11 protein-coding genes are annotated in these 12,336 nt (G+C 71.8%); 5 read left to right on the top strand and 6 right to left on the bottom strand.

The genetic code is table 11. The features are described 5' to 3' along the window. Positions 1-33 precede the first annotated feature (33 nt). Genes KXC43_RS24070 through KXC43_RS24060 form a run of 3 tightly spaced genes read right to left on the bottom strand, consistent with a single transcriptional unit; the run spans position 34 to position 2,871 of the window. Complete coding sequence (locus KXC43_RS24070; RefSeq protein ID WP_221378399.1) at positions 34-1,044, bottom strand: ABC transporter permease subunit; 1,011 nt, start codon at positions 1,042-1,044, stop codon at positions 34-36. Beyond that, entirely contained in the window at positions 1,041-2,033 is a 993-nt protein-coding gene (locus KXC43_RS24065; protein WP_221378398.1) for an ATP-binding cassette domain-containing protein, read from the bottom strand. Before KXC43_RS24065 ends, KXC43_RS24070 begins: the two co-directional genes overlap by 4 nt. Positions 2,034-2,085: 52 nt before the next feature. After that, complete coding sequence (locus tag KXC43_RS24060) at positions 2,086-2,871, bottom strand: DeoR/GlpR family DNA-binding transcription regulator (RefSeq protein ID WP_221378397.1); 786 nt, start codon at positions 2,869-2,871, stop codon at positions 2,086-2,088. Between the two features lie 185 nt (positions 2,872-3,056). Here KXC43_RS24060 and KXC43_RS24055 point away from each other — a divergent pair, with 185 nt between their 5' ends. Genes KXC43_RS24055 through nagA form a run of 3 tightly spaced genes read left to right on the top strand, consistent with a single transcriptional unit; the run spans position 3,057 to position 5,985 of the window. After that, positions 3,057-3,977 (top strand): SIS domain-containing protein, encoded by a 921-nt coding sequence (locus KXC43_RS24055; RefSeq protein WP_221378396.1) that lies wholly within the window; start codon positions 3,057-3,059, stop codon positions 3,975-3,977. Then, positions 3,974-4,897, top strand: a complete 924-nt coding sequence (locus KXC43_RS24050) for an ROK family protein (RefSeq protein WP_221378395.1) — start codon at positions 3,974-3,976, stop codon at positions 4,895-4,897. The genes KXC43_RS24055 and KXC43_RS24050 overlap by 4 nt, the downstream gene beginning before the upstream one ends. Then, positions 4,894-5,985, top strand: a complete 1,092-nt coding sequence (gene nagA / locus KXC43_RS24045) for an N-acetylglucosamine-6-phosphate deacetylase (protein ID WP_221378394.1) — start codon at positions 4,894-4,896, stop codon at positions 5,983-5,985. Before KXC43_RS24050 ends, nagA begins: the two co-directional genes overlap by 4 nt. Here nagA and KXC43_RS24040 read toward each other — a convergent pair. Further along, entirely contained in the window at positions 5,948-6,670 is a 723-nt protein-coding gene (locus KXC43_RS24040; RefSeq protein WP_308129226.1) for a phosphatase PAP2 family protein, read from the bottom strand. The genes nagA and KXC43_RS24040 overlap by 38 nt on opposite strands. Positions 6,671-6,680: 10 nt before the next feature. After that, positions 6,681-8,090, bottom strand: a complete 1,410-nt coding sequence (locus KXC43_RS24035) for a trypsin-like serine peptidase (protein ID WP_221378393.1) — start codon at positions 8,088-8,090, stop codon at positions 6,681-6,683. 152 nt (positions 8,091-8,242) lie between these two features. On the opposite strand from KXC43_RS24035, the gene KXC43_RS24030 reads away from it, so the two are divergent. Then, positions 8,243-9,472, top strand: a complete 1,230-nt coding sequence (locus KXC43_RS24030; RefSeq protein ID WP_221378392.1) for a DUF4032 domain-containing protein — start codon at positions 8,243-8,245, stop codon at positions 9,470-9,472. Here the strand turns inward: KXC43_RS24030 and KXC43_RS24025 are convergent. Next, complete coding sequence (locus tag KXC43_RS24025; RefSeq protein ID WP_308129225.1) at positions 9,440-11,227, bottom strand: potassium channel family protein; 1,788 nt, start codon at positions 11,225-11,227, stop codon at positions 9,440-9,442. The genes KXC43_RS24030 and KXC43_RS24025 overlap by 33 nt on opposite strands. A 114-nt stretch (positions 11,228-11,341) precedes the next feature. On the opposite strand from KXC43_RS24025, the gene KXC43_RS24020 reads away from it, so the two are divergent. Beyond that, positions 11,342-12,310: a hypothetical protein gene (locus KXC43_RS24020; RefSeq protein WP_221378391.1), complete on the top strand. Its 969-nt coding sequence runs from the start codon at positions 11,342-11,344 to the stop codon at positions 12,308-12,310. The last annotated feature ends 26 nt before the right edge of the window (positions 12,311-12,336 follow it).

The following is a 12,336-nucleotide window of genomic DNA, read 5'->3' as shown; positions in this document are numbered from 1 at the left end:
GACCCCCGCCCGCATGCCCCGCCCGACGTTACCTCAAGTGACGTCCCGGCTACGCATAGTCCACATGGACGCCACCACGATGACCACGAAGACAGCGGCCAGGACACCGCCCGCCATCGGCCAGGTCAGCGTCAGCGAATCCGGCACACACCCGCTGGCCGAGGAGAAGTCGCAGGAGTTGTAGTCCTCGATCTTCACCTCCTTGTCCATCCACGCGATCATCCAGACCGGGATCAGGTAGGCCTCGGCGAACTTGACGCTGGCCAGCGAGAGCACGGTCCCGAGTCCGAACTGGAAGACGATCACCGCGCCGATCGTCACGCCCAGCGCCATCGCGGTGTGCCGGCCCAGCGAGGCCAGGCCGAAGCCGACCGCCCCGGCCACGATCACCAGGGCCAGACCGCGCAGTTCCATCAGCGCGATCGACTGCCAGGCGCCCGAGGTCATGCTCTCGGACGAGCCGCGGGCCTGGGCGATCAGATAGAACAGCCCGGTCCAGACCGCCGAGAACACCACCGTCAGCGCGGTGAAGAAGACCAGCAGCGCCGCCAGCTTGGTGCCCAGCACGCGCAGCCGCTGAGGCCGCCAGAGCAGCAGGTTCATCATGCCGCCGCTGCTCCACTCGGCGCCCACGAACGACGCGCCCACGATGAACGCGACCATGGCCAGCAGCGCCGCCAGCGTGGTGACCATGTCCGGGAAGCTCTCGCGGAAGTCGAACGTGGGCGGCATGTACCACTGTGCCTGGAAGTCCTCGGCGGTCGGCTCGATCATGCCCTCGCAGCCCGGCGGCCAGTTGCTCGCCTGGGCCGTGCCCTGGGCGGCCTGACAGGCGGCCTGGTCCCGCTGGAACTGCTCGAGCGAGCGCTGGTAGTCCTGCTGGGCCTGGGCCTGGGCCGACGCGATCTGCGCGGGGCCGGCCTTTTCGTTGGTGAAGAACATGCCGGCCGCGACCGCGGCCAGGATCAACGTCACGCCCAGCAGGAAGAGCTTGGTGAAGCGGCGCTTGGTCAGCCGCCGCGTCTCGGCACTGTAGAGGCTCACTGTCCCCACCCTCCGCTCGCCGGCGCGGGCGCTGCCGCCGACTGGTCGACCTGGCGGTTCTGGCCCTCTACCGGCGCCGTGCCGGTGAGCTCGAGGAAGACGCTCTCGAGGTCGGCCGACATCGGCGTCAGCTCGCTCACGTAGATCTCCCGCTCGGCGAGGATCCGGGTGATCTGGGCCGGGTTGCCGGCGTTGCCGACCGTGAAGTGGTCGTGCTCGACGGTCACCTGGGCGCCGTTGGCCCGCAGCAGCTCGATCGCGTTACGCATGTCGACGCCCGGCTCGAGGGCCACCTTCACCGACAACGAGGTGTGGGTCTTCAGCACGTCGGCCACCGAGCCCGCGGCCACCCGCCGCCCGGCCGAGATGATCGTGACGGAGTCGCAGATCAGCTGGATCTCGCCGAGGATGTGGCTGGAGAGCACGACGGTCATGCCCGACTCGGCCAGGTTGCGCATCAGTGTGCGCATCTCGCGGATGCCACCCGGGTCGAGGCCGTTGGCGGGCTCGTCCAGAATCAGCAGCTTCGGCTCCTTGAGCAGCGCGGATGCCACGGCCAGGCGCTGCTTCATGCCGAGCGAGTACGTCTTGACCCGGTCCTTGGCGCGGTCGCGCAGGCCGACCAGCTCGAGGACGGCGACGACCCGCTCCTTGCGCACCCCGCCCGCGTCGGCCAGCAGCGAGAGGGTGTCCTGCGCGGTGAAGTTGCCGAAGAACTGCGGGCTCTCGACGATCGCGCCGACCTGGCCCGCCACCTCGGGCAGGCTCGCGGGAACCTCGCGCCCGAGGATCGCCATCCGGCCGCCGTTGGGCCTGATCAGTCCGAGCAGCGTCCGTAACGTGGTGGTCTTGCCCGACCCGTTGGGTCCCAGGAAGCCGTGCACCTGGCCCGCCTCGACAGTCATGTCGAAACCGTCGAGCGCTCTTCGCACACCTTTGCGGCTGCGATACGTCTTCTGCAGCCCGGCTATCTCCAATACGGCAGTCACGGGCGAGACTCTAGACAGAGCCGTCAATATGCGCTGCTACTAATGCGGGTATTCACGCCCGGACGACGTGGACACCGGCCTCGCGGAAGCGCGCGACGACGTCGTCCGGCGCGCCGGAGTCGGTCACCAGCGTCTCGATCTTGGTGATCGGGCAGATCCGGGCGAACGCGTGGCCGCCCAGCTTCGACGAGTCGGCGATCACCACGACCCGCTTGGCCCGGGCCACCATCAGGCTGTTCATCGCGGCCTCGCCCTCGTGGTGGGAGGCGGCGCCGAGCTCGACGTCGACCGCGTCCACGCCGAGCAGCACGATGTCGAGCGTGACCTCCTTGAGCAGCGCGCCGCCGAGCGGGCCGACCACCTCGAAGGACTGCGGACGAACCACGCCGCCGGCCACGACGATCTTCATGCGCGAGCGGACCAGCAGCTCGTTCGCGATGTTCAGCGCGTTCGTCACCACGGTGAGCTGGGAGCCGTCGCCGCCGGCGTTCAGATCCGGGCGTACGGCGAGAGCGCGCGCGACCTCGGTGACGGTGGTGCCGCCGTTGAGCCCGACGACCGTGCCCGGGGTGACCAGCCCGGCGGCGGCCTCGCCGATGCGCTGCTTCTCGGCCGAGTGCTTGGCGCTCTTGTAGCGCAGCGGCAGGTCGTACGAGACGCCGTTGGCGACCGCGCCGCCGCGCGTCCTGGTGATCATCTGCTGCTGGGCGAGCTGGTCGAAGTCACGGCGGATGGTGGCCTGCGAGACGTCGAGCCGGGCGGCCGCGTCCTCGACGCTGACCCGGCCGCTCTCGGCGAGCAACTCGAGCAGGGCATTCCACCGCGCGTACCGGTCCACCCAGACTCCCCGCTGCACGTTCCGTGATAAGAGTGTGCACATTAGTGCGCGAAAGCCCGCGAAGCAAAGATCAGCCCTGCGCGGTGCGGCGACGATGGTTGCATCCCCGCCGGGCTTCCACGCAGAATGACGCTCGAAAGTACTGGGTACCGAGCGCTTATGCGCACGCGGGTGAAGGGTGGCCCATGACGTACGTCAAGGCGGAGATCGCCAGCCAGCCGGAGTGCTGGAGGCAGGCCGCGAAGCTGGCCGACGCCCCCGGCCTGCCGGAGCGCGGCGAGCGGGTCGCCGTCGTCGGCTGCGGGACCTCGTGGTTCATGGCCAAGTCGTACGCGGCGCTGCGCGAGCAAGCCGGCCAGGGCGAGACCGACGCGTTCCAGGCCTCCGAGTTCCCCCGCCGCCGGTACGACCGGGTCGTCGCGATCACCCGCTCCGGCACCACCACCGAGGTCCTCGACCTGCTCAACGACCTCGCGGGTGGCACGCCGACCACCGTGCTGACGGCCGACGAGACCCAGCCGGCCGCGCGGATCGCCGACCGGACCGTGCTGCTCGACTTCGCCGACGAGCAGTCGGTCGTGCAGACCCGCTTCGCCACCAGCACTCTCGCGCTGCTCCGAGCGCACCTCGGCGAGGACCTCGAATCCGCCGCCACCGATGCCGAGGTGGCCGTCCGCCTGCCGCTGCCGGTGCACCCGGCCCTGGCCGAGCAGATCACCTTCCTGGGCCGGGGCTGGACCGTCGGCCTGGCCGAGGAGGCCGCGCTCAAGTGCCGCGAGGCCGCCGGCTACTGGGCCGAGGCCTACCAGGCGATGGACTACCGGCACGGCCCGATCGCCATCGCCGCGCCGCGTCGCGCGGTGTGGGCGTTCGGCGACATCCCGACCGGCCTGGCCGACGAGGTCGAGGCGACCGGCGCCCTGTTCGTGCACAGCCGTCACCACGGCGGCTACGCGGCCCTCGGCAGCTGGTGCGGCGGCCGCGCCCCGCTCGACCCGATGGCCGACCTGATCGTCGCCCAGCGGGTGGCCGTGCTGCTCGCCACCAGCCAGGGGCTCGACCCCGACCACCCGCGCAACCTGACCCGCTCGGTAGTTCTGCAGTGAACCGGGTGGTGGTCGCCCTCGACGTGGGCGGGACGGGCATGAAGTGCGCGCTGGTCCGGCCGGACGGGACGGTCCACCACGCCGAGCGGCACCCCACCCAGGCCGAACGGGGTCCCGAGGCGGTGCTCGGCACGATTCTCGACGTCGCCCAGGGGCTGGCTGCCCAGGCCCGTGCCGACGGCCTCGAGCCGGTGGCGGCCGGCGTTGCCGTGCCGGGCGTCGTCGACGAGGAGAACGGCATCGCGGCCTGGTCGTCCAACATCGGCTTCCGCGACGTTCCGGTGCGCGCCCGGATCGAGGAACGGCTCGGCCTGCCCGCGGTGCTCGGCCACGACGTGCGGGTCGGCGGCATGGCCGAGGCCCGCCTGGGCGGCGGCCGCGGCCATCGCCACGTGCTGTTCGTCGCGATCGGCACCGGGATCGCGGCCGCGCTGGTGGTGGGCGGCGTGGGCTACTCCGGGGCGCACGGCGCGGCCGGCGAGCTGGGCCACATCGTCGTCCGCCCGGGCGGCCCGACCTGCCCGTGCGGGCAGCGGGGCTGCATGGAGTCCCTCGGTTCGGCCCGGGCCGTCGGGCTGCGCTACGCCGAACTGGCCGGCGTCCCGGGCGCCACCGCGCTCGACGTGGTCACCAGGGCCGGCGAGGGCGACGCCCTGGCCCGCACGGTCTGGCGCGAGGCGATCGAGGCGCTGGCCGACGGCATGGTCATCGGGCAGGCGCTCTACGACGTCGGCGTGTTCGTCATCGGCGGCGGGCTGGCCGAGGCCGGCGACGCGCTGCTGGACCCGCTCGAAGAGGCGTTCCGCGAGCGGATCACCTTCCACCGCCCGCCCGAGTTCGTCCGGGCCGGCCTCGGCGACGAGGCCGGCTGCATCGGCGCCGCCCTGCTCGCCCTCGACCACCTGGAGAAGCTCGCATGACCCGCATCGGCGGCAGGATCGTCCGGCCGGGCGCCGTGGTCGAGGGGTACGTCGAGGTCGACGGGCCGGCAATCCTCTCGGTCGAGGCGGCCGGGGGCGCGGGCGACGACATCGTCGTGCCCGGCTTCGTCGACCTGCACTGCCACGGCGGCGGCGGCCACACGTTCACCACCGGCGACGTCGAGTCGGCCCGCGGCGCGGCCGCCTTCCACCTCGGCCACGGCACCACGACGATGCTGGCCAGCCTGGTCAGCTCCCCGTTCGAGCTGATGCGCGAGGCCACCGCGGCCTACCGCCCGCTGGCCGAGGCCGGGGTGATCGGCGGCGTGCACTACGAGGGGCCCTACCTTTCCGGCGTTCGGTGCGGCGCCCAGAATCCGGAGTTCCTGCGCGACCCGTCGATCAAAGAGTTGACCGAGCTGCTCGACCTGGGTTCGGTTCGCCTGGTCACGATCGCCCCCGAGCTGCCGGGCGCGCTGGAGGCGATCGCGTTCCTGGTCGAGCGGGGCGTCGCCGCCGCGGTCGGGCACACCGATGCCACGTACGAGCAGACGCTGGCCGGCGTCGCGGCCGGCGCGACGGTCGGCACCCACCTGTTCAACGGCATGCGCCCGCCCCACCACCGCGAGCCCGGGCCGGTGGTCGGCCTGCTCTCCTCGCCCGTGGTGTGCGAGCTGATCGCCGACAACATCCATCTGCACCCGGGCATGCTGCGCTTCGCGGCCCGCACCGCCGGGCCTGACAAGGCCGCGCTGATCACCGACGCCATCGACGCCACCGGCATGGCCGACGGCACCTACGACCTCGGCGGTCAGCAGGTCGTCGTGGCCGACCGGGCGGCCCGGCTGGTCCGCGACGGCTCGATCGCGGGCAGCACGCTGACCATGGACGAGGCGCTGCGCAACACCGTCGCCGCGGGCATCGGGCTGGCCGAGGCGGTGGCCATGGCCTCGACCACGCCGGCCCGGGTGCTCGGTCTGGGCGACCGGATCGGCGCGCTCGAGGCCGGGCTGCGGGCCGACCTCGTGGTGCTCTCCCCCGACCTGCACGTCAAACGGGTGATGCGCTCCGGTCGCTGGCTGGAATGAAACCGGCCGGCTTCTCCCAGCCGCGCAGGGCGGGCAGCGGCAGGCGGTCGAACGGGATGCGCTCGATCAGGCGGGCCAGCACCACGCCGAGCAGCAGGCCGGCCACCGAGTCGGTCAGCCAGTGGAAACCCGTGTAGACGGTCGTGCAGAAGACGATCACCACCGGGACGACCCGGATCACGTACGTCTCCCAGCGCTGCAACGGCCGCCGCAGGAGCGCCGCGATCAGCATGGCCAGCACGGCGTACCAGACGAGCGAGTTGCCCAGGTGACCCGAGGGGTAGCTCATCGCGTACACACCCTCGGCCTGCGGATTGTGCATGATCACCCGCTCCGGGCCGTCGAACCGGGGAGCGGCCCGGTCGGCCCAGATCTTCAGCGGCCCGATCGTCACGTAGGTCAGCACGAACGCCGCCACGAACGGCAGGATCGCCCGCACCGAGCGCGTACGCCAGGCGAGCAACCCGCTGAGCAGCAGCGACAGCGGCATGAGAATCTGACCGCCCTGGCCCAGATAGTTGAGCACGCGGGCGGTCCAATACGGCACCGGCGGCTGGTGGCTCAGCGACCAGTCGGCCACCCGCTCGTCCAGGCGCAGCAGGTGGCCGCGCATGAGCGCCACGGTGATCGCGACGAACGCCGCCACCAGGACGACGTCCAGCCACCAGCTCTTCTTCTCGGCCACGCTCCCTAAGTTAGAGGAGCTTGCCCAGCTTGGCGGCGAGCAGGTCACCCCGGACGCCCGAATTGGGGCAGCCGCCGAAGTGATGCAGCGCCACCACCCTGTTGGTCGCCCGCGAGATCACCGGCGAGCCGGAGGAACCGCCCTCGGTGTCGCAGTAGTACGCCACGTCCGACCCGGGCGCGTAGCCGTCGTAGGCGGGGTCGGCCACCGCGCAGTTGCCGGCCTGCTCGCCCAGCGACCCGGCGATCCGGGTGGGCTCGCCGGCGGGGTGCTGCGGCACGTAGAGCTGCTGGTTCCTGGCCGGCCGCCGGGTGTCCAGAGTGAGGTAGCCGAACTTCTGCACCGAGTCGAACTTGTCGACCGTGAACAGCGTGAAGTCGTACGTGCGGTCGGTGGCGACGACCTTGGACCCCCACACCTTGGTCGGCTGGTAGACGTCGTAGCCGCCGCACTTCGCGCACTGGTAGTTGAACCAGACCTCGGTGTCGTAGGCCTGGGCCGAGGTGGTGAAGCAGTGGTTGTTGGTGAGCATGCGGTTCTGTGCCCCGACCCGCCAGCCGGTGCAGAGCTCGGTGCCGTTGATCAACAGGCGGGCGATGGCCTTCGACTTCGTGTACGCGACCGGGTCGCTCGACCGGTAACAGGCGGCGTCGGCCGAGGTGTCCGCGCCGCAGACCGATTCCTCGCGGCCGGTGCGGCCCGGTGCGGTCATCTGCTTCTCGGGCTGGCGGTCCTGTTCCGTACGGCTGAACCCGCGCGCCACCCGGTCGACGTCCACACCGAGCGAGCCGGCCAGGTCGCCCAGCCCGAGCAGGTTCCCGCCGCCGCGGTGCACCTCGAGCACGGCCGTGTCGCCGGTGACCGACATCGCCCAGCGGTCGCCCCGCTCGGTCCGGTCGGCCGGGGCGTCGTACCGGTAGCTCTCGGTGCCGTCGGCGTTCGAGACGGTGACGTAGTCGCCCGGCATCAGCGCCATCCGCGAGAAGTGCAGCTTCACATAGGACGCGCCCGGGTAGCGGAAGGTCTCCTGCCGGGGCTTGCCCCCGAGATAGCCGAGCAGCTTGCGCACGCTGACCAGCTCGCCGACCCGCTGCCGGCCGTTCGCCTGCGCCGAGCCCGACTCGACCGGCCGCTCCGGACTGCCCGCCTCGGGAACGGTGACCGCGGCGCTGGGCTGGACAGTCGCCTTTTCCGGCGCGAGTCGCGTCGCCGACGGACCCGGCACAGCCGAAGCCCCTCCGGGCGTAGCCGGCTGGGAGCGCTCGCCGGCCCGCTGTTCGGCCGACACCGGGGTCTGGCCGGCAGCCGCCGCCGGCGCCTCATGCCAGGAGCCCACCGACTTCCCGGACCCGGCGGCGTGCCAAGCGGTCGTCCCGGCCGCACCGGCCAGCACCAGGGCGGCGCACGCCGCGATCGCCATGCCTGCCTTACGTCGACCGGTCTTCAGGGGCACTGTGACAAACCGCCATTCGAGTCATAACAAGGACATATGTTCTAATCCGGCGTTCTCGTACCTGTGTAACGAGCCACCTGCGGGAGCGACGCGCCGCCGGGAGCGTGCACACTGGTTCCGTGCGCATCACTTCCGCAGTCGTCGACCCAGCCTTGCTGGATCTGCCGTGGGACATCCCGCTGGAGGAGTGGCCGGCCGAACACCTGGTCGCCCTGCCCCAGGGCATCTCCCGCCACATCGTGCGGTTCGTGAAACTCAACGACGTGGTCTACGCGTTGAAGGAGACCCGCGAGCGGATCGCCGAGAAGGAGTACGACCTCCTGCGCGCGCTGGAACGCATCGACTTCCCGGCCGTCGAGGCCGTCGGGATGGTCAACGACCGCCTGGACAAGGCCGGCGAGCCGCTCGAGACCGTGCTGATCACCCGGCACCTGCAGTTCTCGCTGCCCTACCGCGCGCTCTTCTCCCACGTGCTGCGGCCCGAGACGCTCAACCGCCTGCTCGACGCGCTGGCCGCCCTGGTCGTGCGCATGCACCTCACCGGCTTCTCGTGGGGCGACTGCTCACTGTCCAACACGCTGTTCCGGCGCGACGCCGGCGCCTTCGCGGCCTACCTGGTCGACGCCGAGACCGGCAACCTCTACCCGCGGCTCTCCGAGGGCCAGCGCAGCGAGGACGTCGAGATCCTGCGGCTCAACATCTTCGGCGAGCTGCTCGACCTCGAGGCGGCCGAGTTGCTGCACGAGTCGATCGACCCCGAGGCCGTGGTCGACGACATCGTGGCGCGTTACGAGCGGCTGTGGCACGAGGTCACCTACGAGCAGGAGGTGCCGCGCGACGCCCGGCACGACATCGAGCGGCGCATCCGGCGGCTCAACGAGCTCGGCTTCGACGTGGCCGAGGTCGACATGTCCACCGTGGACAAGGGCTACCGCATCCGCCCCAAGGTGGTCGACGCCGGCTACCACACCCGCCGCCTGCTGCGCCTGACCGGCCTCGACGCCGAGGAGAACCAGGCCCGCCAGCTGCTCAACGACCTCGACACCTACCGCGCCGAGAGCCTGCTCACCGACGAGCAGCAGGCGGCCCACCGCTGGCTGACCGAGGTCTTCGAGCCGGTCGTCCGGGCCGTCCCGGCTTCGCTGCGCCGCAAGCTCGAACCGCAAGAGATCTTCACCCAGGTCATCCAGCACAAGTGGCTGCTCTCCGAACGGGCCAAGCGCGACGTCGGCATGGCCACCGCCGTGCAGTCCTACCTCACCGACGTGCTCGCCAAGAAGCCCGACGAGCAGGCTGTGCTGGGTGTCGAGGTGGACTCACTGCCCGGCGTCGTGGAGGCCGGGCTCTAACGGCTCGGTGGCCTGCTCGCGCAGCACGCGCAGGCCGGCCCGGCGGGCGACGACCACGATCTCGTCACCCGCGGCGAGCACCCGGCGCGGGTCGGGCTGCCGGTCGACCCATTCCGAGCCGGCCGCGGTCATGCCGATCACGCGGGTGCTCTCGACCCTGTCCGCGCTGCTCAGCGGAGCACCGTCGAGCAGCGAGCCGGGCCGAACCCGCACCGCGGCCACCAGCAGCGCGTGCCGCTCGACCGGAATCGTCGCCAGCATCTCGCGCTCGATCATGGCGGCGGCGAACGCGGGCGCGCACAACCGCGAGACGCTGCGCGAAATGTTGATGTTGAACACCGCCTCCACCCGCTGCGCGAAGTCGTCGTCGAACAGGCGCAGCACCACGCGGATGTCCTCGCGGGCGGCCCGCGCGTGCAGCGCGGCCTGCAGGTTGACCGCGTCGTCGGTCGACACCACGACCAGGGCCTGGCAGTGGTCGATCGAGGCGGCGCGCAAGGTCTCCTCCTGCGACGCGTCGCCCTCGATCACCGGGACGCCCAGCGACGCGGCCACCTTGACACCGCGCGCGGCCGGGTTGCGGTCGATTGCCACCACGTCGAGGCCCAGGTCGACCAGCTGGCGCAGCACCCGGGTGCCGACCGTGCCCAGGCCGACCAGCACGATGTGCCCGGTGTGGACCTTGAGGACCTCGCCGCGGTCGAGAGCCAGGCGGGTCTTGACCACGCCGTCGACCACGGCCGCGGTGATCAGCGGGAGCAGGGCGACCCCGGCCACGGTCAGCACGAGCTGGGCGGCCTGGGCGGCCGGGGTGTTCTCGGGTTCCACATCGGACGACCCGACCATGGTCAGCAACGTGATGTAGATCGACTTCCAGAATCCGGTGACCCCGGTGAAGCGGGTCAGCAGCGCGCCCGAGACCGCGGTCAGGGCCAGTGCGACCAGCACGGCGATGCCCAGCTTGCGGGTCAGCCCGATGCGCAGGGCCCGGCCGATCGACAGCCACGGGCGACGGCGGCGACCGGCCCGGGCCAGGCGGCGTGCGGTCACGGCCTGGGCCGCCGGGCGGCCGGTGGCCTCGGCCAGAACCAGATCGGTCGGCTTCTGCCCGGCCGGTGGCGGCTCGGCCGGTAGCACGGTCATCCGGCCGCCGTCGTCCGAGGTGGCCAGGGTGAACAGCGCGGCGTCGCGCGGCACGTCGGCCCGCTTGGCCACGTTGAGCGTGCGGGCGGCGTACCGGAAATGGGTCGGCGCGACCTCACCGATCGCGGCCGCCACGAACGCGGGCGCGGCCATGGACGCGTCGGAGAGCACCGCGCAGTCGGTGAACAGGCGCCGGACCCCGGAGGCCAGACCGGTGGTGAACATGCGGATCACGAGCCGCAGGTCACCCTCGACGGCCCGCGCGCACAACGCCGCGTGCAGGTTTGCCATGTCGTCCGGCATCACCAGGGCCAGCGCGTCGGCGCCGGCCAGACCGGCGTCCGAGAACGTGCGCTCGTCGAGCCGGGCGGCCGTCATCACCCTGACCCCGCGGGTGCGCAGACCGTTCAGGTCGGGCACGACCGGCCGCAGGTCGGGCGGCGTGATCACGGTGAGCCGGATGCGGCCCGAGGTGGCCAGCTCGTCGGCCAGCGTATAGACCAGCGCGTCCGATCCGCACACCACGAAATGCGGACGCGGGTCGGCCGTTCGATCTCTCAACCGGGCGACCAGAGACCGCCGTACGCCGTCCTTCGCCGCGTCCGTTGCCACGTTCGCGATCGTAGCCAGCCGGAACCCGCCCCCGGGGCCACTCGTTGCCCCATCCGATGCTTTAGTCCGAATTCGAGGCTTTCCGGAATCGGATCTCTTTCCAGGAGGAGAACAGTGCGCAAGTTGTGGTATGCCGGAGCGGCTCTCACCGGCGGGATCATCCTGTTCGCGGCCTCACCCGCGCAGGCCGACCTGCTGCCCGGTGTGGACGCCGCGGCCCAGCAGGCCGACGAGCGGCTCGCCGACCTGCTGGGTCAGAGCAACGGGGTCAATGTGGACAATCCGCTCGGGAACAGCACGCTGAAGGACACCCCGGCCGGCCGGAGCCCGGTCGCACAGTTCAAGGCCGGGCAGAACAGCCCCGACCTCGATCCCCTGCTGCCCGGCCGGTCCGGCGAGCCGAACGGCGGGCAGCGGCGCGGCCTGGTCCCGGGCGGCGAGTCGGCCCGCGACCTTCCGGACGACGAGGAGCCCGCCGCCGACGTCGTGCGGAGCCCCACCTCGGCGCTGCCGCTCCAGAGCCTCCCCGTACAGAGCCTGCCGATCTTCGGCTCGGGCGGTCTGCCGCTGCTCAGCGGGCTGCTGCCGAGCGGCCAGGTCCGCGACTTCAACGAGCGGCCGACCATGCGCCAGGCCGAGATGTTCGACGGCGGAGTTCCGCTGCTGGGCGGGCTGGGCGGCCTGCTGCCGGCCAACGGGTCGCCGCGGACCCCCTCGGACGATGACACGCCGCGCACGCTTCCGGCCACCGACGAGCCCGACCTCTCCGGCATGCCGGCCGGCGGCGTGGCGATCATGCCCGCCGCGACCGCGCCCGCCGCCGACACCCCCGCCGCCGACACCCCCGCGCCGGACACGTCGCCCGCTACCGCTCAGCCGGCCCAGCCTCAGAAGCCCGCCCAGCAGCAGAAGCCGGCCAAGCAGCAGAAGCAGCCCAAGCCGCAGCCGACGCCGACGGCCATTCCCGACGACCCTCGCCTGTACGAGGAGCCGGTCGAGACCGACGACACCGAGGAGCCGGAGCGCCGCCCGTTCTCGCCCGACGGCCGCCCGGTGGCCGGCGTCGACCAGCAGTACCGCTGACCCCACGCGAAGGCCCCGCCCGGCAA

It is taken from the genome of Paractinoplanes polyasparticus, from assembly GCF_019710575.1.
Lineage (GTDB): Bacteria > Actinomycetota > Actinomycetes > Mycobacteriales > Micromonosporaceae > Actinoplanes > Actinoplanes polyasparticus.
This window is presented reverse-complemented; position numbering and strand designations above follow the sequence as displayed.

Bases quoted from the DNA above. Each gene is read 5' to 3' on its own strand.
- KXC43_RS24055 (WP_221378396.1), top strand. From the start codon at position 3,057: ATGACGTACGTCAAGGCGGAGATCGCCAGCCAGCCGGAGTGCTGGAGG.
- nagA (WP_221378394.1), top strand. From the start codon at position 4,894: ATGACCCGCATCGGCGGCAGGATCGTCCGGCCGGGCGCCGTGGTCGAG.
- KXC43_RS24035 (WP_221378393.1), bottom strand. From the start codon at position 8,090: ATGGCGATCGCGGCGTGCGCCGCCCTGGTGCTGGCCGGTGCGGCCGGG.